General features: G+C 75.8%; 20 protein-coding genes. 10 read left to right on the forward strand and 10 right to left on the reverse strand.

From position 1 onward, the window contains the following. Nucleotides 1-80: 80 nt before the first annotated feature. Complete coding sequence (locus ACRAKJ_RS30335) at nucleotides 81-851, forward strand: hypothetical protein (protein ID WP_438926323.1); 771 nt, start codon at nucleotides 81-83, stop codon at nucleotides 849-851. Between the two features lie 69 nt (nucleotides 852-920). Here ACRAKJ_RS30335 and ACRAKJ_RS30340 read toward each other — a convergent pair whose 3' ends face one another. From ACRAKJ_RS30340 to ACRAKJ_RS30355, 4 genes are all read right to left on the reverse strand, one after another. Further along, nucleotides 921-1,712 (reverse strand): peptidoglycan DD-metalloendopeptidase family protein, encoded by a 792-nt coding sequence (locus ACRAKJ_RS30340; RefSeq protein WP_447008756.1) that lies wholly within the window; start codon nucleotides 1,710-1,712, stop codon nucleotides 921-923. Nucleotides 1,713-1,830: 118 nt separating this feature from the next. Next, nucleotides 1,831-2,475 (reverse strand): 3-oxoacid CoA-transferase subunit B, encoded by a 645-nt coding sequence (locus ACRAKJ_RS30345; protein WP_438924632.1) that lies wholly within the window; start codon nucleotides 2,473-2,475, stop codon nucleotides 1,831-1,833. A 1-nt stretch (nucleotide 2,476) separates the two neighbouring features. Continuing rightward, nucleotides 2,477-3,265 (reverse strand): 3-oxoacid CoA-transferase subunit A, encoded by a 789-nt coding sequence (locus tag ACRAKJ_RS30350; protein ID WP_438924633.1) that lies wholly within the window; start codon nucleotides 3,263-3,265, stop codon nucleotides 2,477-2,479. After that, nucleotides 3,262-4,479, reverse strand: a complete 1,218-nt coding sequence (locus tag ACRAKJ_RS30355) for an acetyl-CoA C-acetyltransferase (RefSeq protein WP_438924634.1) — start codon at nucleotides 4,477-4,479, stop codon at nucleotides 3,262-3,264. Before ACRAKJ_RS30355 ends, ACRAKJ_RS30350 begins: the two co-directional genes overlap by 4 nt. A gap of 70 nt (nucleotides 4,480-4,549) precedes the next feature. Here ACRAKJ_RS30355 and ACRAKJ_RS30360 point away from each other — a divergent pair, with 70 nt between their 5' ends. The 3 genes from ACRAKJ_RS30360 to lnt all read left to right on the forward strand — a co-directional run bounded on the left by ACRAKJ_RS30360 (nucleotide 4,550) and on the right by lnt (nucleotide 8,649). Next, nucleotides 4,550-5,446 (forward strand): LysR substrate-binding domain-containing protein, encoded by an 897-nt coding sequence (locus tag ACRAKJ_RS30360; RefSeq protein WP_438924635.1) that lies wholly within the window; start codon nucleotides 4,550-4,552, stop codon nucleotides 5,444-5,446. A gap of 211 nt (nucleotides 5,447-5,657) precedes the next feature. After that, a complete protein-coding gene (gene mptB / locus ACRAKJ_RS30365; protein WP_438924636.1) occupies nucleotides 5,658-7,082 on the forward strand; it encodes a polyprenol phosphomannose-dependent alpha 1,6 mannosyltransferase MptB in 1,425 nt (474 codons plus the stop codon). Beyond that, the gene (gene lnt / locus ACRAKJ_RS30370; protein WP_438924637.1) at nucleotides 7,075-8,649 is read left to right on the forward strand and encodes an apolipoprotein N-acyltransferase; all 1,575 of its coding nucleotides are present in this window, start codon (nucleotides 7,075-7,077) and stop codon (nucleotides 8,647-8,649) included. Before mptB ends, lnt begins: the two co-directional genes overlap by 8 nt. A 60-nt stretch (nucleotides 8,650-8,709) precedes the next feature. Here the strand turns inward: lnt and ACRAKJ_RS30375 are convergent, their stop codons facing one another. Further along, complete coding sequence (locus tag ACRAKJ_RS30375) at nucleotides 8,710-9,531, reverse strand: hypothetical protein (RefSeq protein ID WP_438924638.1); 822 nt, start codon at nucleotides 9,529-9,531, stop codon at nucleotides 8,710-8,712. A gap of 117 nt (nucleotides 9,532-9,648) precedes the next feature. Continuing rightward, a complete protein-coding gene (locus tag ACRAKJ_RS30380) occupies nucleotides 9,649-11,166 on the reverse strand; it encodes a cellulose binding domain-containing protein (protein WP_438924639.1) in 1,518 nt (505 codons plus the stop codon). 143 nt (nucleotides 11,167-11,309) lie between these two features. Here ACRAKJ_RS30380 and ACRAKJ_RS30385 point away from each other — a divergent pair, with 143 nt between their 5' ends. Beyond that, nucleotides 11,310-11,498: a DUF3072 domain-containing protein gene (locus ACRAKJ_RS30385; protein WP_438924640.1), complete on the forward strand. Its 189-nt coding sequence runs from the start codon at nucleotides 11,310-11,312 to the stop codon at nucleotides 11,496-11,498. Nucleotides 11,499-11,541: 43 nt separating this feature from the next. On the opposite strand, the gene ACRAKJ_RS30390 is transcribed toward ACRAKJ_RS30385, so the two are convergent. Both ACRAKJ_RS30390 and ACRAKJ_RS30395 read right to left on the reverse strand, forming a co-directional pair. Next, complete coding sequence (locus ACRAKJ_RS30390) at nucleotides 11,542-12,255, reverse strand: spermidine synthase (protein ID WP_438924641.1); 714 nt, start codon at nucleotides 12,253-12,255, stop codon at nucleotides 11,542-11,544. Between the two features lie 172 nt (nucleotides 12,256-12,427). Beyond that, entirely contained in the window at nucleotides 12,428-13,981 is a 1,554-nt protein-coding gene (locus ACRAKJ_RS30395) for a S8 family serine peptidase (protein WP_438924642.1), read from the reverse strand. Nucleotides 13,982-14,159: 178 nt separating this feature from the next. Here ACRAKJ_RS30395 and dacB point away from each other — a divergent pair, with 178 nt between their 5' ends. Beyond that, nucleotides 14,160-15,704 (forward strand): D-alanyl-D-alanine carboxypeptidase/D-alanyl-D-alanine endopeptidase, encoded by a 1,545-nt coding sequence (gene dacB, locus ACRAKJ_RS30400; protein ID WP_438924643.1) that lies wholly within the window; start codon nucleotides 14,160-14,162, stop codon nucleotides 15,702-15,704. A gap of 3 nt (nucleotides 15,705-15,707) precedes the next feature. On the opposite strand, the gene ACRAKJ_RS30405 is transcribed toward dacB, so the two are convergent. Next, the gene (locus tag ACRAKJ_RS30405; protein ID WP_438924644.1) at nucleotides 15,708-15,893 is read right to left on the reverse strand and encodes a hypothetical protein; all 186 of its coding nucleotides are present in this window, start codon (nucleotides 15,891-15,893) and stop codon (nucleotides 15,708-15,710) included. 166 nt (nucleotides 15,894-16,059) lie between these two features. Between ACRAKJ_RS30405 and ACRAKJ_RS30410 the strand changes: the two genes are divergently transcribed. From ACRAKJ_RS30410 to ACRAKJ_RS30425, 4 genes are read left to right on the forward strand one after another with little or no spacing between them, the layout of a single operon-like run. Next, nucleotides 16,060-18,513, forward strand: coding sequence for an ABC transporter permease (locus ACRAKJ_RS30410; protein ID WP_438924645.1), 2,454 nt, complete (start codon nucleotides 16,060-16,062; stop codon nucleotides 18,511-18,513). 58 nt (nucleotides 18,514-18,571) lie between these two features. Beyond that, on the forward strand, nucleotides 18,572-19,225 hold the full coding sequence (locus ACRAKJ_RS30415; RefSeq protein ID WP_438924646.1) for an ATP-binding cassette domain-containing protein: 654 nt from the start codon (nucleotides 18,572-18,574) through the stop codon (nucleotides 19,223-19,225). Then, nucleotides 19,222-19,866: an ATP-binding cassette domain-containing protein gene (locus tag ACRAKJ_RS30420; RefSeq protein ID WP_438924647.1), complete on the forward strand. Its 645-nt coding sequence runs from the start codon at nucleotides 19,222-19,224 to the stop codon at nucleotides 19,864-19,866. The genes ACRAKJ_RS30415 and ACRAKJ_RS30420 overlap by 4 nt, the downstream gene beginning before the upstream one ends. Before the next feature lie 6 nt (nucleotides 19,867-19,872). After that, nucleotides 19,873-20,922 carry a GDSL-type esterase/lipase family protein gene (locus ACRAKJ_RS30425; RefSeq protein WP_438924648.1) on the forward strand — a complete coding sequence of 350 codons (1,050 nt, stop codon included), beginning with the start codon at nucleotides 19,873-19,875 and terminating at the stop codon, nucleotides 20,920-20,922. Between the two features lie 154 nt (nucleotides 20,923-21,076). On the opposite strand, the gene ACRAKJ_RS30430 is transcribed toward ACRAKJ_RS30425, so the two are convergent. Continuing rightward, nucleotides 21,077-21,697 (reverse strand): histone deacetylase, encoded by a 621-nt coding sequence (locus ACRAKJ_RS30430; RefSeq protein ID WP_438924649.1) that lies wholly within the window; start codon nucleotides 21,695-21,697, stop codon nucleotides 21,077-21,079.

Genomic DNA, 21,697 nt, shown 5'->3' on the forward strand with positions numbered 1-21,697 from the left:
TGCCGCCGATCAGAGGTATGGGAGCGTTCCCAGAGCCGTTAGCTTCCCCTTCTGCCCCCTCAGCGCAGAAGGAGCCCCACGTGCGGAAGCGGTTGTCATCGGCGGCGCTCGCCGTCCTGTTCTCAATCATCGCCCTGCCGGCCGCCGCGGCCGGGCCCGCCGACCACCGGGTCGGCACGTGCGACCGGCCCGGCCTGCTGTTCTGCGAGGACTTCCAGCGCGTGCCCACCGGCGCGGGCACCAGCCTGCGGTGGGGGGTCGACACGAGGAACGGCTCGCTGGAGGTCGAGCGCGACCGGCGCGGCCAGAAGGTGCTGCACGTGCGAGCCGAGGGCAACGGCCGCGCGTTCCTCAAGGTCGACGACTTCAGCGCGCCCGGCAACAGCTACTGGGGCCGCGTGCGGGTCAAGGTCGAGGAGTTCCCGGCCCGGCCCGACTGGGCGCACTACACGCTGGTCGAGACCACCGGCGACGGCCCGGAGGTCGTGCGCCCGCTCGGCGGCCAGTACGTGCCCACGCTCGACCGGGCGCTGTGGGGCGTCGGCGCGGACGGCGGCCCGACCGGCGACTGGACGAACTGGCGCGAGTCGGCCCCCTCCGAGGCGGGCCGCTGGCAGTGCGTCGAGTGGCGCGCGGACGCGTCCGACAACCGGGTCGAGCTGTGGTTCGACGGCGTGGCGAAGCCCGACCTCACCGTCTCCACCCGCGAGCACGGCGGCAACCAGGTCGACTTCCTGTTCCCGCGCTTCGACACGGTGAAGATCGGCTGGCAGCTGTACCAGCCGAACGAGGGCTCCTACGACCTCTGGTACGACGACATCGCCCTCGGCTCGCGCCGGATCGGCTGCTGAGGGCGGGAGGTGCGGCCGGACCGGGGTCCGGCCGCACCTCGTCGGGTCAGGGCCCGGCCGCGCCCGCGGTCAGGTCTCGTACCCCATGCCCGCGAGCACCTGGCCGCCGAAGCACCTCGCGGTGGACGTCTGGCCCGCCGCCACGCGCGGCCCGTAGTGGGTGGTGACGGGGACCTCCGGCTTGGCCGGGATGCGGCAGTCCACCACGGCCCTCATGCCCGCGCCCTGCTCGCAGGTGGCGTTGGCCGCGTGCCCGACCGGTGCGCGCTGCACGGTGCAGCCGGCCGCGCAGTTGGCGCTGGTCAGGTTCTGCGTCGGGTAGTTGCCCGCCGCGTCCTTCGGCGCGCCCTTGTGCACGGCGATGGCCGTGCCGTTGAACGTGATCCGCGCCGTGGTGCCGTTGAGCAGCTGGGTGTAGTGCACGTGCGGCGCCATGTCCCAGTACTTGCCGATGACGCCCAGCCGCTGTCCCCGCGACACGAGCGCGCCGACCGTCAACGACGTCTCGATGTGCAGGTAGCGGGTCTCCCAGCCGCCGACGTGCGCGATGCGCACCTCCTCGCCGTAGTTGTCCCCCTCGGGGCTGGTCACCTCGCCGACGAACGACACGGTGCCCGACGCCGAGGCGACGACCGGCACGCCCTCGGCGGACGTGCCGTCGACCCGCAGCAGGTCGATGCTGTTCTGGTCCGGGAAGTGCCCGTCGTAGGTCGAGGCGCGCCAGCTCTCGCCGCAGAAGAACGGCAGCTGGAACCGCGGCACGTCCGCCGCACCGGCGGGTGAGCCGATGCTGATCAGGCCGGCCAGCAGCACCAGCACTGGGAGCGCTCCCCACCGGCCGCAGAATCGCAGCGTGTTCATGATCCCCCTCAGTGATCCATGGATGCCCCCGATCGGGGGGCATTAGGCGGATCACCGAGCACAGCGCGTGATTTCGGCCGTTCGGAGCAATTTCCGCTACCGTCACCCGGCCGCCCCGTCACCCGAGCGCCGTCGCGTCCTCCACCGGCGCGTCGGTCCGGGCCGCCACCTCGTCGAACTCCGTGCCGGGCGCCAGGTCCACCACCCGGAACGCGTCGCCGACGACGTCCAGCACGGCCAGGTCGGTGATCACCCGCGAGACGACGCCGCGACCGGTCAGGGGCAGCGTGCACGACCGGAGCAGCTTGGGTTCGCCGCGCCGCGTGGTGTGCTCCATCAGCACGACCACCCGCCGCGCGCCGGACACCAGGTCCATCGCGCCGCCCATGCCCTTGACCACCGAGCCGGGCACCACCCAGTTCGCCAGGTCGCCGGACGCGGACACCTGCATCCCGCCGAGGACGGCCGTGTCGACGTGCCCGCCGCGGATCATGGCGAAGCTCGTCGAGGAGTCGAAGTACGACGCGCCGGGCAGCACGGTCACGGTCTGCTTGCCCGCGTTGACGAGGTCCGGGTCGACCTCGTCCTCGTAGGGGAAGGGGCCGACGCCGAGGACGCCGTTCTCCGCGTGCAGGGTGATCGACGACCCGGCGGGCAGGTGGTCGGGGATCAGCGTGGGCAGGCCGATGCCGAGGTTGACGTACTCGCCGTCGGTCAGCTCGCGGGCGGCGCGGGCCGCCATCCCGTCCCGGGTCCAGGGCACGTCAGACCTCGTCTCCGCCGGCGGGGCGCGCGCCCCGGGTGGTCCGCTTCTCGATGCCCTTGCGGGCCGCCTGCTCGGGGGTCAGCGCGACCACGCGCTGGACGAACACGCCGGGCAGGTGCACCTCGTCCGGGCCGATCCCCCCCACCTCCACGACCCGCTCTGCCTCCACGACGGTCAGCCGGCCGGCCATCGCCGCCGCCGGGTTGAAGTTGCGGGCCGCCGCGTGGAACAGGCAGTTGCCCGCCCGGTCGGCCACCGCGGCGCGCACCAGCGCCACGTCCGTGACGATCGACTCCTCCAGCACCATCTCCCGGCCGCGGAAGGCGCGCACCTCCTTGGGCGGCGAGGCGACGGCCACCGTGCCGTCCGGGTGGTAGCGCCACGGCAGGCCGCCCTCCGCGACGAGCGTGCCGACCCCGGTCGGGGTGTAGAACGCGCCCACCCCCGCGCCGCCCGCCCGCAGCCGCTCGGCGAGCGTGCCCTGCGGGGTCAGCTCGACGGTCAGCTCGCCCGCGAGGTACTGGCGGGCGAACTCCTTGTTCTCCCCGACGTACGAGGCGACGACCCGGCTGATCCGCCGCCGCTCCAGCAGCAGCCCGAGCCCGGCGCCGTCCACGCCGCAGTTGTTCGACACGACCGTGAGGTCGCCCGCGCCCTGCTCCAGCAGCGCCTCGATCAGGAACCACGGGATGCCCGCGAGGCCGAAGCCGCCGACCGCCACGCTCGCCCCGTGCGGGACGTCGGCGACCGCCTCGGCCGCGCTGCCGACCACCTTGTCCCGGCTCACGGCGCGACCCGCTCGAAGACCGCCGCGAGCCCCTGGCCGCCGCCGATGCACATCGTCTCCAGGCCGTAGCGCGCCTCCCGCCGCCCCACCTCGCGCGCCAGCGTGGCCAGGACGCGGGCGCCAGTCGCGCCCAGCGGGTGCCCGAGCGAGATGCCCGACCCGTTGGGGTTGAGCCGGTCGTCGGCCGGGTCGAGGCCCCACTCGCGCAGGCAGGCCAGCACCTGGGCGGCGAACGCCTCGTTCAGCTCGATGACGCCGACGTCGTCGAGGGTGAGGCCGGCGCGGTCGAGCGCGGCCCTCGTCGCGGGCACGGGGCCGAGCCCCATCACCTCCGGGCCGACGCCCGCCACCGCCCACGACCGCAGCGCGAGCAGGGGGCGCAGGCCGCGACGCTCCGCCTCGTCGCGGGTCGTGACGACGCACGCGGCGGCACCGTCGTTCTGGCCGCTCGCGTTGCCGGCGGTGACCGTGGCCCCCTCGTCCAGCTTGAGCCGCAGGGGTTTCAGGGCGGCCAGGGACTCCGCCGTGGTGTCCGCGCGGGGGTGCTCGTCGCGGTCCACCACGACGTCGGGCGCGCCGCGCCGGCCGGGGACGGTGACCGGCACCAGCTCGTCGGCGAACCTGCCCTCCTCGTGCGCGGCGACGGCCCGCCGGTGGGAGCGGGCGGCCAGCTCGTCCTGCTCCTCGCGGGGGATGCCGTACTCGCGCCGGAGGTTCTCCGCCGTCTCCACCATCCCGCCGGGCACCGGGTGGTGCCGGCCGCCGGCGGTCACCCTGGCGCGGTCGAGGCGGTCCAGCAGCTGCACGCCGCCTTGCTTCACGCCGGTCCGCAGGCCCAGCGCGTAGTGCTCGACCTGCGACATCGACTCCACTCCCCCGGCGACGACCACCCGGGCCGCACCGGTCGCGACCTGCCCCGCCGCGTACAGGACCGCCTGGAGCCCGGACCCGCAGCGGCGGTCCACCTGCACGCCGGGCACCCCCGTGCCCAGGCCCGCGTCGAGCGCCGCCACCCGGCCGACGGCGGGCGACTCGCCGTTGGGGTGGCACTGGCCGAGCACGACGTCGTCCACGTCGCCCTCGCCGAGCCCGGTGCGGCGGACCAGCTCGACCAGGACGGCCCTGGCCAGCTCGGTGGCGCCCAGCGCGGCGAGCGCGCCGCCGAACCGGCCGACCGGGGTGCGGATCGGCTCGCAGATCACGACATCGCTCATGCGCCGACCGTAGGCGACGGGCACTGAGACGCGGAAATACTCTTTTCGTCGCCTCTGAGACGCTGGGCGTATGACCGAGCTGCGTCACCTGCGCTACTTCCTCGCGGTCGCCGAGGAGCGGCACTTCACCCGGGCCGCCGCCCGGCTGCACATGGCCCAGCCGCCGCTGTCCCAGCAGATCCGGCGGCTGGAGGAGGAGCTGGGCGTGCGGCTGTTCGACCGGACCAGGCGACGGGTCGAGCTGACCGACGCCGGCACCGCCTACCTGCGGCGGGTGCGGGCGATCCTGGCGGAGGTGGACGACGCGGCGGACGAGGCGCGCCGCGTGGCGTCGGGCGTGCAGGGGCGGCTGGTGGTCGGCTGCGTCGGGTCGGCGACCTACAGCCTGCTGCCCGCGTTCGCCCGCGCCCTGCGCGAGGGCTTCCCCGGCGTCGACGTGGCGTTCCGCGGCGAGATGCTCGTGCCCGACCAGGTGTCGGCGCTGCTCGGGCACGAGATCGACCTGGCGCTGCTGCGCCCGCCGGTCGCCGACCCGGCGCTGCGGCTGGAGACCCTGCGCACCGACCGGCTGATCGCGGCGCTGCCCGACCGGCACCCGCTGGCCGCGCGCACCCGCCTGCGGGTCGCCGACCTGCGCGGCGAGGACCTTGTCGTGCACGCCTCCGGCGGGTCGGTGATGCACGGCGCCGTGCTGGCGCTGTGCCGGGGCGCGGGCTTCGAACCGCTGGTGCGGCACGAGGTCGCGGAGACGTCCACGCTGGTCACCTTCGTCGCCGCGGGCCTCGGTGTCGCGGTGGTGCCCGAACCCGTGGCGGAACTGGGCGTGCCGGGCGTCGCCTACCGCCCGCTCACCGGTCGCGGGGCGCGCATCGACCTGGTGGCCGCGGTCCGGGCCGACGACCGGTCCCCCGCGCTGGCCCGCGCCACGACCGTCCTCGGCGGACTGGTCGGCGGCCCGGCCCGCTGACGACCGCCGCCGGCGACCGTCGCTGACGACCGCTGTCGGGTGCCGGCCCGTCGGGTGCCGGACAGTCCGGCGCTGGACAGTGCGGCGCTGGACAGTGCGGCGCGGACCCGTCCGGCGCGGGACCGTGCCGGGTGGATCATCCTGCGGTCGTACGCGACGTGCGACCCCGGTCCGATCCCCGATGACCCGCCCGCCGCGAGGATCATCCGGGATGAACCCACCTCTCGTGCCCCCGGACCGGTTGCGCTGGACCGGTTTCGGCGGCGTCGTCCTGCTCACCGCGTCCGCGTGGGCGGGTGCGGCGGCGCCCACGTCCGCGACGGCCCTCGCCGCCGGGGTGGCCGGGGTCGGCCTGCTGGTGCTGTCCTGGGTGCTCCTCGGCCGCGCCGTGCCCGGCACGTCCTGGCTGCTGTGGACGCTCGTGCTCTGGTGCGGGCCGCTGCTGCTCGCACCGCCCCTGTTCAGCGGGGACGTGTTCAGCTACCTGGCGCAGGGTGAGATCGCCGCGCGCGGGCTGGACCCGAACGCGGTCGGCCCGGTGGGCGGGCTGGGCGCGGCGTCGGAGGTCGTGGGGCGGGTGGGTTCCTACTGGCGCGACGCGCCGTCGCCCTACGGCCCGGTGTTCGGCGCGGTCGAACGGGCGGTCGCGCGGCTCTCGGCCGGCGACCCGGTGGCGGGCGTCCTGCTGCACCGCCTGGGCGGGGTGCTCGGGCTGGTGCTGGTCGCGTGGGCGGTCCCCCGGCTCGCGGCGGTCGCGGGCGCGCCGCGGCGCACCGCGCTGTGGCTCGGCGTGCTCAACCCGCTGGTGCTCTGGCACCTGGTGGGCGGGGCCCACAACGACTCCCTCATGCTGGGCCTCATGCTGGCGGGCACGGCGGTCGCGGTGGGCGCGCTGCGGGAACGGGTCGAGTGGTGGCCCCTGGGGTTCGGCGTCGCGCTCATCTCCCTGGGGGCGCTGGTGAAGCTGCCCGCCCTGGTCGCGTTGGCGGTGGTCGGGACCGCGCTCGCGCGCCGGCGGGGCGGGTCGGTCCGCGACCTCGCGCTCGTCGGGCTCGGCGCGGTGGCGGTCTTCGCCGCGGTGTGCGTCGCCGTCTCGCTCCTGACCGGGTTCGGGTTCGGCTGGGTGCGGGCGCTGGGCACGCCGGGGCAGGTGAACAGCTGGCTGGCGCCCACGAACTGGTTCGGCTTCCTCACGGGCGGGGTCGGCGCGCTGGTCGGCGCGCAGGTCACCCAGGTGATGATCGGGGTCGGCCGGCTCGTGGGCGGCGTGCTGACGGTGTGCGGGGTCGCGGTGGTGCTGGGCCGGCAGCTGCGCGGGCGGGTCGGCGAGGTCACGTCCCTGGGCGCGGTGCTGGGCCTGGTCGTGGTCCTCGGGCCGGTGGTGCAGCCCTGGTACCTGCTGTGGGCGGTGGTCCCCCTCGCCGCGTGCCGGCTGCCGGGGCGCGCCGCGGCCGGGGTGACCGGGCTCGTCGCGGTCGTCGCCGTGCTCGTGCCGCCGTCGGCCGGGAACTTCACCGGCCGGGTCGGCGCGCTGGTCGGCGGCTACGCGGTCGCGGCGCTCGTGGTCGGGGCGGCGTTCCTGCTGCTGCGCGGGACCGCCGCCCCGGTGCGGGTGGAGGTGGGGGCGCGTGCCTGACCCCGCGCGGTTCGCCGCCGCGGCGGCGGGCGGGGCGCTGCTGCACGCCGCGTTCCCGCCCCGGTCGCCGTGGTGGGCGGCGGTGCTCGCGTTCGCCCTGCTGTGGTTCGCGCTGGACGGGGTGCGCGCCCGCCGGGCGGCACTGGCGGGCCTCGTGTTCGGCCTGGCGTTCTTCCTGCCGCACCTGCGGTGGGTCGACGACTTCCTGGGACGCGACTTCGGGCCCGCGCCGTGGCTCGGGCTGGCCGCGCTGATGGCCCTGTTCACGGCCGCCGCGTGCGCGCTCGTGCCACTCGTGGCGCGGCTGCCCGGCGCGCCGGTCTGGGCGGCGCTGCTGTTCGTGCTCCAGGAGGCGGTGCGCGGCCGGGTGCCGTTCGGCGGCTTCCCGTGGGGGCGGGTCGCGTTCGGGCAGGTCGAAGGGCCGTACCTGGCGCTGGCCGCGGTCGGTGGCGCGCCGCTGGTGTCGTTCGCGGTGGTGGCGACCGGCTTCGGCGCGGCGGCCTGGGCGGCCCGGCCGCGCGACCCCCGGCGGGCGTGGCCGGTGCTGCCGCTGGTCGCGGCGCTGGCGGTGGCGCCCCTGGTGGGCGTGGACGCGCGGGACGGCGTGCGCACCGTGGCCGTCGTGCAGGGCAACGCGCCGGACGTCGGGCTCGGCCTGCTCGACGAGCGGGGGACGTTGCGCCGCAACCACCTGCGGGCCACGGCCGAGCTGGCCGAGGCGGTGCGCGCGGGCGAGGTGCCCGTGCCCGACCTCGTGGTGTGGCCGGAGAGCGCGACCGCGACCGGCGACCGCGACCCGGTGCTGGACCGGGCCGTAGCGGACCTCGGCGTGCCCGCGCTGGTCGGCGTGCTGCGGCGGGTCGACGGGCAGGAGGAGAACGCGGTCGTCGCGTGGGACCCGCGGACCGGCGCGGGCGGGTCGTACGCGAAGCGGGAGCTGGTGCCGTTCGCCGAGCGCATCCCGCTGCGGCCCCTGGCGAGCCTGGTCACGCCGTTCGCCGACGCGCCCGACCTGCGCGCGGGCACCGGGCCGGGCGCGCTGGACGTCGCGGGGACCCGGGTGGGCGTGGGGATCTGCTACGAGGTGGCCTACGACGCGGTGCTGCGCGAGAGCGCCGCCGCCGGCGCGCGGCTGTTCGTGGTGCCGACGAACAACGCCTGGTACGGGCGCGGCGAGATGAGCCACCAGCAGCTCGCCATGGCCAGGCTGCGCGCGGTGGAGCACGGGCGGGCCGTGGTCGTGGCGGCGGTCAGCGGGGTGAGCGCGGTCGTGCGGCCGGACGGGAGCGTGGCGCGGTCCACCGGGCTGTTCACCGCGGAGACCGTCGTCGAGACCGTGCCGCTGAGGTCGGTCACGACGCCCGCGACCCGCTGGGGTGGGCCGCTGGAGGCGTTGTTGGCGGTCGCCGCGCTCGCCGCGTGCGCGGTCGGCGGGTGGCGGTCCCGCCGGGCACGCGCGGCCCGGCAGGCGGCCGACCCGCAGGCAGCCGAGCCGCAGGCGGCCGGCGCGGCGCACACCGGTGCGGCGGCCACCGCTCAGCCGGTGGCCGGGGTGCGGGTCCCGTAGCGAACCGGCGCGAGGTGCCGCCCGCCCGCGCCGCCGGCTCCCGAGGGGCGCTCCACCTCCTCAGTCGGGCAGGCCGGCCGCCACCGTGATCCACAGCAGCCCGCCCGCCGAGCACACCAGCCCGGCGACCAGGGCGACGGCGGTCTGCCCGAGCCTGCCCCACCAGCGACCGCCGTGCGGGCCGGCGGCGAGGTACTGCCACACCCCCGCGGTCACGGCGAACACGGCCAGCACGGGGCTGACCATGCCCAGGAACGCGGTGCCGAGCCGGTCCCACGGGACCAGCACCAGGCCGGTCAGGGGCGGGAACAGCCAGCACACGCCCCCGAGCAGCAGCGCCCGCCGACCCCGGTCCGCCGGGGCGCGGCGCGGTCCGCGGTAGAGCAGGCACGCGAGCAGGGCGGAGAGCACCGCCAGCGACGGCACGGCGAAGACGTACACCCGGTCGTGGTACCGGTCGAGCCAGTCCCGCCACACCGGGAAGAACGGGGCGGCCTCCCGGGGCAGGCCGGTCGAGGAGACCCGCACCCACGGCGCGCCCAGGCCGTACTGCATCTCGGGCGCGCAGGTCAGGTCCCGGCCGTCGTAGGAGGCCGCGCACTGCTCGAAGTTGTGCGCCCCCGCCGTGAGCAGGACGGTGAACGGCCGGTCGGCGAGCGTGACCGTGCAGGCGACCCGCTCACCGGAGGGCACGCAGTCGAAGTCGCCGCCGGTGACGGAGAACTCGGGCGTGTCGACGCGGTACACGCCCTCGGCCCGCCCGGGCGCCACGGGGGCCAGCAGCACGGCCACCGCCAGGAGGAAACCGACCAGTGCCGCCGGGAGCAGGCGCAGCGGACCGGTGACGGGCAGTGCCTCGGCGGGGCTCTCGGTGGCGGTCACACCCGCCACATCGGCGGTGGCGCGACACCGTTATCGATCCCGCCGCCCCGTCACCCCGATGGACGGACCCGCCGGGCGGGCCCGTCCGCCGTTCGCGCCGACGGGGCGGCGTTCGCCCTAGCGGGGCAGGTAGGCCCGGTGGGAGCGGGAGAACTCGAACCCGTTGTGCCGGTCCCAGTTGATCGACCACGTCATCAGGCCGCGCAGGTCCGGGTAGACCGCCTTCGGCTTGTAGGTGCCGCAGTTCACGCCCTTCGCGAGGCAGTCGAACGACTTGTGCACCTCGGCGACGGGGGTGAACCCGTTGCCCGCGTTGGTGCTCGCGGGCAGGCCGATCGCCACCTGGTCCTGCCGCAGGCCGGGGAACACCTTCGTGGCGTCGCCGCGCACCGGGAACCCGGCCAGCACCATGTCGGCCATGCTGACGTGGAAGTCGTGGCCGCCCATGAAGTGGTACTGGTTGTCCAGGCCCATGATCGGGCCGGAGTTGTAGTGCTGGACGTGCAGCAGCGTCAGGTCGTCGCGCAGCGCGTGGATGACCGGCAGGTACGCGCCGGCCCTCGGGTCCGCGCCGCCCGCGCCGCCGTAGAACTGGTAGCCGACCTGCACGAAGAACGTCTCGGGCGCCATCGTGAGCACGAACCCCGCGCCGTAGCGCGCCTTCAGGGCCTTGAGCGCCGAGATCAGGTTGACGACGACCGGCGTGGTCGGCGACCGGAAGTCGGTGTCGTTCGCGTCCAGCGACAGCGAGTGGCCCTCGAAGTCGACGTCCAGCCCGTCGAGGCCGTACCGGTCGATGATCGCGGACGCGCTGCGGACGAACGCGTCCCGCGCCGCCGCGGTCGCCAGCTGCACCTGGCCGTTCGCGCCGCCGATGGAGATCAGCACCTTCTTGCCCTTGGCCTGCTTCTCCCGGATGCCCGCGACGAACTCGGCCTCGGACTCGACGTTCGGGCACTCGGCGACGGGGCACAGCGCGAACCGCAGGTCGCCGGACGTGGCGGAGGTGGGTTCGGCGAAGGACAGGTTGACGACGTCCCACTCGTCGGGGACGTCCTTCATCCGGATGTAGCCGGAGCCGTTGGCGAAGCTCGCGTGCAGGTAGCCGACCAGCACCTTCTTCGGCAACCCGGTGACGGGCGGCGGCGTGGTGGTGGTCGTGGTCGTCGGACGGGTCGTCGTGGTCGTGCTGCTGGTGGTGGTGGTCGTGCTGGTGGTCGTGGTGGTCGTGGTGGGTGCCCCGGCGCACGACGCGCCGTTGACCTTGCAGCCGACCGGCGCCGCCGTCCCCGAGGCGTTGAACCCGAACGTCACCGTCGCGCCGGGCGCGACCGTCCCGTTGTACTCCCGGTGCGTGAACGAGTGGTGCCCGCCCGAGCTGGTCCGCAGGGCGTCCCAGTGGGCGCCGACCGACGTGCCGGCGGGCAGGTCGAACTCGACCTTCCACCCGGAGATCGCCGAGCTGGTGTCGTTCCTGATGGAGAACTGGGCGGTGTAGCCGGTCTCCCAGCTCGACGTCTTGGCGAACGTCGCCGTCACCGACGCGGCGTAGGCGGGGGCGAACCCCACCGCGGCCGCCCCGACGGCCAACGCCGCCACCGCCGCCACCCGGGCGAACAGGACCCTGCGCGACATGGAACCTCCTGTGGTGGCGGCCTCCAGGTGATGAAATTGGACTAGACCAACTCCGTGCTGTCAAGGGCCGTCCCCGGCCGCCGGGGTTAGGGGGCCGCGCCGGCGGGTACCTCGAACGCGCGTTCGAGGAAGAGGAGAAGCACGTGGACCGCAACCCCGAGAAGGACCCCGCCGACTGGACGACCGGCGACGAGCCGATGACCGGCCCGCAGGAGTCCTACCTGAACACGCTGGCCCAGGAGGCCGGCGAGGAGGTTCCGGGCGGGCTGACCAAGGTCGAGGCGTCGCGGATGATCGACCGGCTCCAGGAGGAGACCGGGCGCGGGCGCTAGGGCGGAGGGGCGGCGACGACCGGTCGCCGCCCGCGCCCGGCGGTCAGCCGGCCGTCGTCGCCAGGTAGACGGTGGCGGTCGCCTCCCGCTGCTGGAGGGGGTTGGGGAACCGCACGACCTCGGCCCTGACCTCCGCGAACACGTCCGCGAGCACGGCGGTGTAGTCGTCGTCCGGCGGGTCGTTCGACCACAGCGCGAACACCCCGCCGGGGTGCAGCCGCGCGGCCACGCGGGCGACGCCCCCGGGCTGGTAGAAGTCGGCGTTGTCGGGGTGCAGCAGGTGGCGCGGCGAGTGGTCGATGTCGACGACGACCGCGTGGAAGAGGCGGTCCGGCACCTCCGGGTCGAACCCGTCGCCGCGCGACAGGGCGAAGAAGTCGCCGTGGAGCAGGGTGCAGCGGGGGTCGCCGGCCAGTTCCCGGCCGCCCGGCAGCAGTCCCCCGCGGTGCCAGTCGATGACCTCGCCCAGGGCGTCGACGACCAGCAGGGAGCGCACGGCCGGGTTCTCCAGCACGGTGCGCGCCGTGTAGCCGAGGCCGAGGCCGCCGACGACCACGTCGAGCGGCGCGGACCGGCCCTCCAGCGCCAGGCGCGCCAGCTCGACCTCGGAGACGGTGAACAGGCTCGACATCAGGAACTCGTCGTCGAGCTTGATCTCGTGGACCTCGCGGTCGAAGGTCGGGTCCCAGCGGCGGCGCAGGACGAGGTCGCCCAGGGGCGTCCGCCGGAAGTCGAGTTCTCGGAAACGCGCGCTCATGGGACTGCCTCCGGATCGGTTCGCGCCCCGGCCGCCCTCGCCCTCGGCGGGCGACCGCGGACGTCGGGCGGTCCCCGATGATCCCAGCAGGCCGCACCGGCACCGCGCCTCGGGTGCCGTGACGGGGGCGGCGCCCCGCCGGGGTCCACCCGGCGGGGCTCGTCCGGCGGGGTCAGTCCAGGAAGTAGCCGAGGCCGCCCTCGGTGAACTGGCCCTCGCAGTTCGGGTCGGGGGACTCCATGTGGTCGCCGCTGCCGCGCACGACGCAGCGGTAGACGGGGTGCGCGCCCGCGGTCGGGGCGTCGTGCGCGTAGCCGAGCAGGCCGACCCTGGCCTGGCCCTCGCAGTTGGGGTCGTACGAGGTGAAGTTGTCCCAGCCGCCCGCGACGCACCGGTACAGCGGGTGGGTGCCGGGCGCCTGGGCGGTGAGGAGCCTGCCCAGCGAGCCCTCCACCCCGTACCCGGCGGGTGCGCCCGTCGTGGACGTCAGGTGGTCGGACGCGCGCAGGTAGCGCACCGCGACGACGGTGGACGGGCCGCCGGTGGCCGTGCCGGTGTGGAGCAGGCGGTTCGGGGAGCCCGCGCCCGCGTCGGCGACCTTGTCCGGCGTGGCGGCGTCCACCAGCGCGGCCTGCACGGCGGCGGGGGTGTCGCCGGGTCGGCCGGCCAGGTGCAGGGCGGCGGCGCCCGCGACGTGCGGGGCGGCCATCGACGTGCCGCTGATGGTGTTCGTGGCCGAGTCGCCGGTGTGCCAGGACGAGGTGATGCCCTGGCCCGGGGCGAACAGGTCGGTGCACGTGCCGTAGTTCGAGAACGTGGCGCGGGCGTCGCCGCTGGTGGAGGCGTTGACCGTGATCGCCTCGCCGACCAGCGCGGGGCTGAAGCCGCAGGCGTCGGAGGCGGAGTTGCCCGAGGCGAGGGCGTAGGTGACGCCCGAGGCGATGGAGCCGCGGACGGCGGCCTCCAGCGGCGCGGTGGCGGCGGACGCCGGCGCGCCCAGGCTCATGTTGGCCACCGCGGGCTTGACGGCGTTCGCGGTCACCCAGTCGACCCCGCTGATGACCTGGGCGAACGTGCCGGACCCCGCGCAGTTGAGCACCCGCACGGCGACCAGTCGCACGCCCTTGGCCACGCCGTGCTCGCTGCCGCCGATGGTGCCCGCCACGTGCGTCCCGTGGCCGTTGCAGTCGGTGTTGGTGCCGTCCACGGCGTCGAGGCCCCACGTGGCGCGACCGCCGAACGTCGCGTGCGTGGTGCGGATGCCGGTGTCCAGGACGTAGGCGCGCACGCCGGAGGCGGTCGTGCCGTAGCTGTAGGAGGAGTCCAGCGGCAGGTCGCGCTGGTCGATCCGGTCCAGGCCCCACGACGGCGGGTTGGGCTGGGTGTCGACGGCGCGCACCAGGGCGTCCTGGCTCACCGACGCCACGGCGGGATCGGCCGCCAGGCGCCTGGCCTCGGTCTCGCTCGCGCTGACCGCGAACCCGCGCAGCGCGTGCCGCCAGGTGGCGGTGACCGTGCCGCCGTGCTTCGCGGTCAGGTCGGCCGCCTGCGCCGCCACGTCGCCCTTGAGCACCACGACGTACCGACCGGGAACGGCGGTGCCGGCGGCGGCGAGGGCGACGTCCGCCTCCGCCGCGACCGCCTGCGGCGCGGTCGCCACCAGGCCGGCCGCGAGCACGACGACACCCATCAAGCCCTTCGCGCCGACGACCGCGCGTGCACCCACGACTGTGCGCTCCACCAAACCTCCAGGGTCGGGTTCCGGCCCCCGAGCGTGGCAGCGCCGGGCACCGGGGTGTGCTGCGGCAGCCCGAACCCCGACCGGCGGTCGTCAAATCTTCACAGCGCGTGAACATGTGTGGAGAATCCTTGGCGACCGGTCCCCGCGTCCGTCAGGAGCCGCCATGCCCAGACCACGGTCGTTCGCGCTCGCGCTGACCGCAGCCCTGCTCGCCGCGGTCCCCGCCGCGGACCTCGCCGCCTCCGCCCAGGACGGGGACCCGCTCGGCCGGGACCTCGGCGCGATCCTCGCCGACCCGGCGTTGCGGGGCGCGGACGTGGGGCTCGTGGTCCGCCGCGCCGACACCGGCGAGCTGGTGTTCGGCAGCGGCAACGGGAGGCGGGGCCAGCCCGCGTCCAACGGGAAGCTGGTCAGCTCCGCCGCGGTGCTCGACGTGCTCGGCCCCGACCACCGGTTCAGCACGAGCGCGGCGGTCAGCGGTCCCCTGCGCGGCGGGGTGCTGGCGGGCGACCTGCACCTGCGCGGGACCGGCGACCCGACCGTGCTCGCCGCCGACTACGACGCGCTGGCCGGACGGGTCGCGGGCGCCGGGGTCCGGGTCGTGCTCGGCAGGCTGGTCGGCGACGACACCTGGTTCGACTCCGTGCGGCTGGGCACCGGCTGGGCCTGGGACGACGAGCCGTACTACTACAACGCCCAGATCTCGGCGCTGACCGTCTCCCCCGACACCGACTACGACGCCGGGTCGGTCATCGTCCGCGTCGCGCCCGGCGCCGCCGGCGCGCCCGCCACCGTCACCACCGAACCGCCGACGGACTACGTCACGGTCGAGAACGCGGCCGTGACGGGTCCGGCGGGCTCGGCGTCGAGCGTGTCCGTCGAGCGGCGGCACGGCACCAACGTCGTCGACGTGCGCGGCAGCGTGCCGGCGGGCGGCGCGGCCGAGGCCGAGTGGAGCACCGTGCTGGAGCCGACCGGCCTGGTCACGTCGCTGTTCCGGGACGCGCTGGCCCGGCACGGCGTCCGCGTGCTCGGCGGCACGACCACCGGCGCGACCCCGGCCGGCGCGCGGGTGGTCGGCGAGCACCTGTCGATGCCGCTCTCGCAGCTGCTGGTGCCGTTCATGAAGCTCAGCAACAACGTGCACGCCGAGGTCCTGGTGAAGACCGCCGGCCGGGCCGCGTTCGGCGAGGGGAGCTGGGACGCGGGCCTGCGCGCGATCTCGGCGAAGCTCGGCGGGCTGGGCGTGGACCCGGCGGCGCTGTCGCTGCGGGACGGCTCGGGGCTGTCCCGGATGAGCCACGTCTCCCCCGACCAGCTGGCCTCGCTGCTGCTCGCGGCGCGCGGCAAGCCGTGGTTCCGGGTCTGGTACGACTCGCTGCCGGTGGCCGGGGTGGCGGACCGGATGGTCGGCGGCACGCTGCGCAACCGGATGCGCGGCACCCCCGCCGAGGGCAACGTGCGCGCCAAGACGGGGACGCTGACCGGGGTCAGCGCGCTGTCCGGCTACGTGACCACCGCGGCGGGCGAGGAGCTGGTGTTCTCGATGGTCAGCAACAACACCCTGACGTCGGCGAAGCCGGTGGAGGACGCGGTCGCGGTGCGGCTGGCGGGCGACCGGGGTGGGCAGCCGCCGACCGCACCCGCCGCGACCGCGCGGGCCGAGGGGCCGGTCGACGTGGAGTGCAGCTGGGTCAAGAGCTGCTGATCCTCAGTTGTCGCCGTCCTGGTCGCCGCCTTCGTCGCCGCCCTCGTCGCCGTCCTGGTCGCCGCCGTCGTTCTGCTCGACGCCCGGGTTGCCGTCGTCGTTGCCGCCCTCGTTCTCGCAGCCCGCGCCCAGGGTCAGGAACAGGGCGGCGGCGGCGACCAGGGCGGCGAGGGGCTTCTTCACGGTCATGGTCTGCCGGTACCCGCTCGGGCACCGGACAAAACGGACCGGCCGTTGTCCGCTTCACCAGCGGTGACCCGGACAACACGATCGGTTGTCAGGTCGTTGTCCGGACGGTGACGGGTGTTCACCGGAGCTCTCCTGCGCCGCCCGGTCACGGGCTACCGTTCGGCTGGTGCAGATCCCGTGGAGAGCCGCCCCCCGCGCTGCGCTGTCGAGCCCGCTGACCCTGCTGGTCAGCGTGGTCACGGCGCTGCTGCTCGGTTTCGTCGTCGCCGCCGCCGTCCTCCACCCCGCCGCCTCGGGCAGCGCCGCGGTCTCCTACCAGGAGCGGCAGCTGTGCCGGGACGCGCTGCACCCGTCGCTGGAGGCGAAGGTGCCGCACGCGCGGGTCGCGGCGTTCGCGGACCACGTCGCCGCGACCGCCCGCGACCACCCGACGCTGATCGCCGCCTACACGACGGAGAAGCGCGCGGACTTCGGCGGGCCGCAGACCTACGCGAAGTTCGGCTACCGGCCCGGTGCGGTGGAGCACCTGACGGTGCTGGAGGGCGGCGCGAAGGACGGGCTGTGGGTGCCCAAGAGCATCGCCGACACCACCGGCGTGCGGATCGGCGACCGCGGGCTGGGCGGGCGGCTGCCCCCGGTGACGGCGGTCTACGCCGACGTGCGCGACCCGCTGCCGGACTGGTGGTGCTCGGAGCGGCAGTTCGTGGTGCCCAACGTGCTCGACCGCGACGAGCTGGCCACGTCCGTGGTGTGGATGCCCTCGTTCGAGTCGTTCACCGCGCTGCCCGAGGAGCTGGCCACGACGACCTCGGTGACCGTGCACTTCCCCTCGGAGGTGCCGACGACGGTCGCCGAGGCGGAGGCCCTGCTGACCGGCGGCACGGCCCGCGTCGCGCCGCTGGCCGACCTGGGGCGGGTGGTGTCACCGCTGGTGCTGCCGGTGGAGAACGCCCGGCAGACCGTGGTGAACGTGCGCTCGGCGATCCTGCCGCTCACGCTGATCAGCCTGCTCATCGGCCTGGCGGGCGTCGCCACGGTGACCGCGCAGTGGGCGCAGCGCCGGCACGGCGAGCTGCGGCTGCTGTGGGTGCGCGGTTCCGGGCCGTTCGCGCTCGGCGGGCGCGCCGTCCTGGAGCTGGGGCTCCCGCTCGTGGTCGGCGGCGCGGCCGGGCTGGGCGTGGCGCACCTGCTGCTGCCCCTCTACTCCCCCTCCACCGCGCTGCCGCCCGGCACCGGCGCGGCGGCGCTGCGGGCGGTGCTCGTCGCGGTGGCGCTGAGCCTGCTGGTCGTGTTCGGCACGGCGGCGCTGCGCGCGCACCGGGCGTTCCAGGTCGCCGGGCGCGGCAACCGGCTGCGGCGGGTGCTGACCGCGCTGCCGTGGGAGCCGGCCACGGCGGGCGTCGCGGTGCTCGCCTGGAACCGGGTCGCCGACAGCGGCCTGGCGACCACGGAGAAGATCGGCGGCCTGCCCCGCATCGACGCGACCGCGCTGGCGTTCCCGCTGCTCGTCGTGCTGACCGCGGCGCTGCTCGCGGCACGGGCGGCGCGGTGGGGGCTGGCCGCCTCGCACCGCGCCCGGTTCTGGTCCAGGCCCGCGGCGCAGCTGGCGCTGCGCAGGCTGGCCGCCGCCGCCGGACCGGTCACCGGCGTGCTGCTGGTCGGCGTGCTGGCTGTCGGCACGATCGCGGTGGGCAGCGCCGTCTCCGGCTCGCAGCGGACCGCCCTGGACACCAAGTCCGGCATGTTCGCCGGCGCGACCAGCACCGCGCAGGTCAAGCCGGACCTGACCGAGCTGCCGGAGGCGCTGCGCGGCAACTCCACCATCGTCGGGCTCGTCGAGCAGTACGACCGCAGCGCGCTGGTGGTCGACCCGGCGACGTTCCGCGACGGCGCGCAGCCGGTCGACCTGGACCCGGCGCTGCTGTCGGCGCCGCTGCGGGTGGGCGACGCGCCGCGCCGCGAGGTGACCCTGCCGGGGCTGCCACCGCTCGACCCGCCGGCGTGGGTCCCGGCGTTCCCGAAGCTGGGCACGTCCGGCTGGGTCGTGCCGGTGGGCGGGATCGCCGACCGCGACGACGTCGGCTCCTGGTACGTGTGGTCGTCCAAACCGCTGGGCGAGCTGACCGCGGCGCTGACGGCGGCGGGGGTGAAATACCGCAACGTCGGCGAGAAGTCCAAGGCCGTGCAGGGCCTGCCGTTCCTGACGATCCAGTGGACGTTCGGTTTCGTCACGGCGCTCGGCGCGGTGCTCGCGGTGGTCGCGGCCATCGCGCTGCTGCTGGCGGTGGAGGTGCGGCGGCGGCAGAACGCGCTGTCCGGCGCGTTCAGCACCCGGATGGGCCTGCGGCCGGCCGAGCTGCTGCGCAGCCACCTGCTCGAACTGGGCGCGGTGGCGGCGGTGGCGCTGGTGGCCGGGTCGGCGGCGAGCGCGGTGAGCAGCGGGATCACCGTGCCCCGGCTGGACCCCGCGCCCCGGCTCGCGCCGGTGCCGGAGGTGCCGGACGCGCTGCCGGTGCTGGTGACGACGGCGGCGGGCAGCGCGCTGGTGGTGGCGGTGGCGGCGTGGGTCGCGGTGCGCGCGGTCCGCTCGGCGAAGGTGGGTGAGCTGATCCGTGGCTGAACGGGGTTCCGGCGCTGAACGGGTTTCTGGCGCTGAACGGGTTTCCGGCGCCGAACGGGTGTTGCGGTTGACCGACGTGGGCGTGGAGTACCGCACGCCCGCGGGGGTGGTGACGGCGGTGTCGGGCGTGTCGCTGGACGTGCCCGCGGCGGGCGTCACGGTGCTGGCCGGGCCGTCCGGGTCGGGCAAGTCGACGCTGCTGCGGGTGCTGAGCCTGGTGGAGCGGCCCACCTCGGGCGGGGTGGAGCTGCGCGGCCGGGGCACCGCCCGGCTGTCGAACCGGGCGCGGCGGGCGCTGCGCCGCCGCGAGGTCGCGCTGGTGTTCCAGAACCCGGGCGACAACCTGATCGGGCACCTCGACGTGGGCGACAACCTGCGCGCGGCGGCCCGCGCGGCCGGGCACGACGTGGACGTGGACGGCCTGCTGGCGCAGCTGGGGCTGCCCGGCACGGCCGGCTGGAAGGTGCCCGCGCTGTCGGGCGGGCAGCAGCAGCGGCTGGCGTTCGGGTGCGCGCTGGCGCGGCGCGCGACCGTGGTGCTCGCCGACGAGCCGACCTCGCAGCTGGACGCGGCGTCGGCGGACCTGGTGCTGGAGACGCTGGCCGACCTGGCGCGGCGCGGGGTGCCGGTGGTGGTGGCCTCGCACGACCCGCGGCTGATCGCGCTGGCCGACGTGCGGTTCGACCTGCGGAACGGGGTGTTGGCGGCATGACGGCGTTGCGCGCGGTGGGGGTCGGGCGGACGTTCCGGCACGCGGGCGGTCCGGTGCACGTGCTGCGCGGCGTGGACCTGGAGGTGGCGGCCGGCGAGCTGGTGACGCTGTCCGGCCCGTCCGGGTCGGGCAAGAGCGCGCTGCTGGCCGTGCTCGGCGGGTTCGACCGGGCCGACACCGGGACGGTGGAGCTGGCGGGCGAGGTGCTGACGGGGCCGCCGCCGTGGAAGGTGTGCGCCCTGCTGCCGCAGGCGCTGGGCCTGGCGACCGAGCTGACGCTGGCCGAGAACGTCGCCCTGCCGATCAGGCTGGGCCGGGCCGGCGGGTCGCTCGACCGGGTGATGGAGCTGCTGGTGGAGCTGGGTGTCGGCGAGCTGGCCGACCGCTACCCCGGCGAGGTGTCGTTCGGGCAGCAGCAGCGGGCCGCGCTGGCCCGCGCGGTGATCGGCTCGCCCGCGGTGCTGCTGGCCGACGAACCCACCGCGCACCTGGACGGGGTGAGCGCGCCGGTCGCGGTGGGCGTGCTGCGCCGGGCCGCCGACGCGGGCGCCGCCGTGCTGGTCGCCACGCACCACGACGAGGTGCACCGGGCGGCGGACCGCACGCTCGTCCTCGCCGGCGGCGTGGTGACCGTAGGATAGGTCCCGATGTCGCGCCGAGCCGTTGCCGTTGTCCTGGTGTTCCCGCTGCTGGCCCTGCTGCTGGTGGTCAGCGACTCCCCGTACCCGGCGCTGCCGGGACCGTCGCGGGACGCGCCGCGCGCGATCGTGGCGATGGGCGACAGCACCATGTCCGGCGAGGGCGCGGGCGACTACGAGCCGGGCACGGACGGCGAGGGCGACAACTGGTGCCACCGCTCGCGCGCCGCGTCGGTGTGGAAGACGCGCGTGGCCGGTGTGGACGAGGCGTTCAACCTGGCCTGCTCGGGGGCGAACTCCGAGCAGGTGGGCATCACCGACCAGGTCCGCAACACCGAGGGCTCGCAGGCGCGGCGGCTGGCGGAGATCGCCCGGCGGTACCGCGTGTCGGTGGTCGTGGTGGCGGTGGGCGCGAACGACGACCCGAGGTTCGCCGACGTGCTGGGCACGTGCCTGCGGGCGTGGGTCGAGCGCCGCGCCGACTGCTCGGGCGCCATGGCCGGGGAGTGGAAGGCCCGCGTCGACCGCATGGTGCCCAAGGTGGAGCGGGCGCTGCGCGACGTCCGCCGCGTGCTCCAGGACGAGGGCTACACGCCCCGCTCCTACACGCTGGTGCTCCAGTCCTACGCCGCGCCGGTCGGCCCCGACCTGCCGCTGGACCTCCAGAACCTGGCCGGTTGCCCGCTGCGCACCGGCGACCTGGACTGGGTCGGCGAGCGGGCGGTGCCCGAGCTGTCGGCGGGCCTGCGCGAGGCCGCCTCGGCGGTGGGCGCCCGGTTCCTCGACCTGGCGGACGCGGGCGAGGGCCGCGAGGCGTGCGCGGGCGGCGAGCGGCCCGAGGACGAGTGGTTCACCCGGCTGACCGTGGACTTCGACGGCCTGCGGGACGAGGCGCGGGCCCGCCACGCGTTGCAGGAGTCGTTCCACCCCAACGCGCGCGGCCACGAGCAGTTCGCCCGCTGCATGACGGAGTTCCTGGCCACGTCGGCGCGGTCGGCGTCCTGCGTGGCCGGTGACGACGGCAACCTGCGCGCCGTGGCCGACGACGACCGGCCCTGACGAGGACCGACGCCGGCGCCCGGCCACAGCGGTTCGACCGGCGGCGGGCACGACCGGTCCGGCCGCAGGTCGACGGTCTCCTCCAGCGGCCGGGTGCGCCGACGGGGGGGAACCGGGGCGCGGTCGGCGCGGGGTACGGTCGGCGCGGGGCTCGTCACAACCCGGCCCCGGCGCAGAGCGCCTCGACCTCCCGGGCGCTCCAGAACGGCGTGGCGGCGGCCAGGTGGGCGGCGGTCCGCGCCCGGTCCCACCCGTGCGCCTCGCGCAGGCCGGCGGCCAGCACGACCAGGTAGGCGGCGGACGGCCTGGTGTGCTCCACGTCGTGCGCGCCCCACGGCGCGGTGAACGTGAGCGCCGGGTGGCCGTCGTGCTCGCCGAGGTGGACGAGCGTCTCGTAGCGCCCCTCCCCCAGGGCGTGCCGGCGCGCGGACAGCACCCCGGTCAGGTCGAGGTCGACGCCGGGGTCGCGGTACATCTCCTGCGCGGCGACGTCGGAGAACTGGCCGGCGGTGATCAGGTAGGCGCGCACGGCCGCCGTGCCGGGCAGGTCGGGGTCGTAGAACGCCCGGCCGCCGCGCCAGACCGGGGACCTGGTGGCGAAGTAGATCCCGCCGGGCACCTCCAGCCCGCGCGTCGCCGACGCCCCGGCCGTGTCGCGGCACCCCGGGTAGCCGCGCGCCGCGCCGACCGGCGTCCCGCCGCGCAGGTAGCAGGCGAACCGGTCGGCGTGCATGTTCGACCCGTAGCTCACGTACCAGACCAGGCGCGGCCCCAC

This window comes from Saccharothrix sp. DSM 118769, from assembly GCF_052936295.1.

Bases quoted from the DNA above. Each gene is read 5' to 3' on its own strand.
- ACRAKJ_RS30340 (WP_447008756.1), bottom strand. From the start codon at position 1,712: ATGAACACGCTGCGATTCTGCGGCCGGTGGGGAGCGCTCCCAGTGCTG.
- ACRAKJ_RS30355 (WP_438924634.1), bottom strand. From the start codon at position 4,479: ATGAGCGATGTCGTGATCTGCGAGCCGATCCGCACCCCGGTCGGCCGG.
- ACRAKJ_RS30360 (WP_438924635.1), top strand. From the start codon at position 4,550: ATGACCGAGCTGCGTCACCTGCGCTACTTCCTCGCGGTCGCCGAGGAG.
- mptB (WP_438924636.1), top strand. From the start codon at position 5,658: ATGAACCCACCTCTCGTGCCCCCGGACCGGTTGCGCTGGACCGGTTTC.
- ACRAKJ_RS30380 (WP_438924639.1), bottom strand. From the start codon at position 11,166: ATGTCGCGCAGGGTCCTGTTCGCCCGGGTGGCGGCGGTGGCGGCGTTG.
- ACRAKJ_RS30390 (WP_438924641.1), bottom strand. From the start codon at position 12,255: ATGAGCGCGCGTTTCCGAGAACTCGACTTCCGGCGGACGCCCCTGGGC.
- dacB (WP_438924643.1), top strand. From the start codon at position 14,160: ATGCCCAGACCACGGTCGTTCGCGCTCGCGCTGACCGCAGCCCTGCTC.
- ACRAKJ_RS30405 (WP_438924644.1), bottom strand. From the start codon at position 15,893: ATGACCGTGAAGAAGCCCCTCGCCGCCCTGGTCGCCGCCGCCGCCCTG.
- ACRAKJ_RS30420 (WP_438924647.1), top strand. From the start codon at position 19,222: ATGACGGCGTTGCGCGCGGTGGGGGTCGGGCGGACGTTCCGGCACGCG.
- ACRAKJ_RS30425 (WP_438924648.1), top strand. From the start codon at position 19,873: ATGTCGCGCCGAGCCGTTGCCGTTGTCCTGGTGTTCCCGCTGCTGGCC.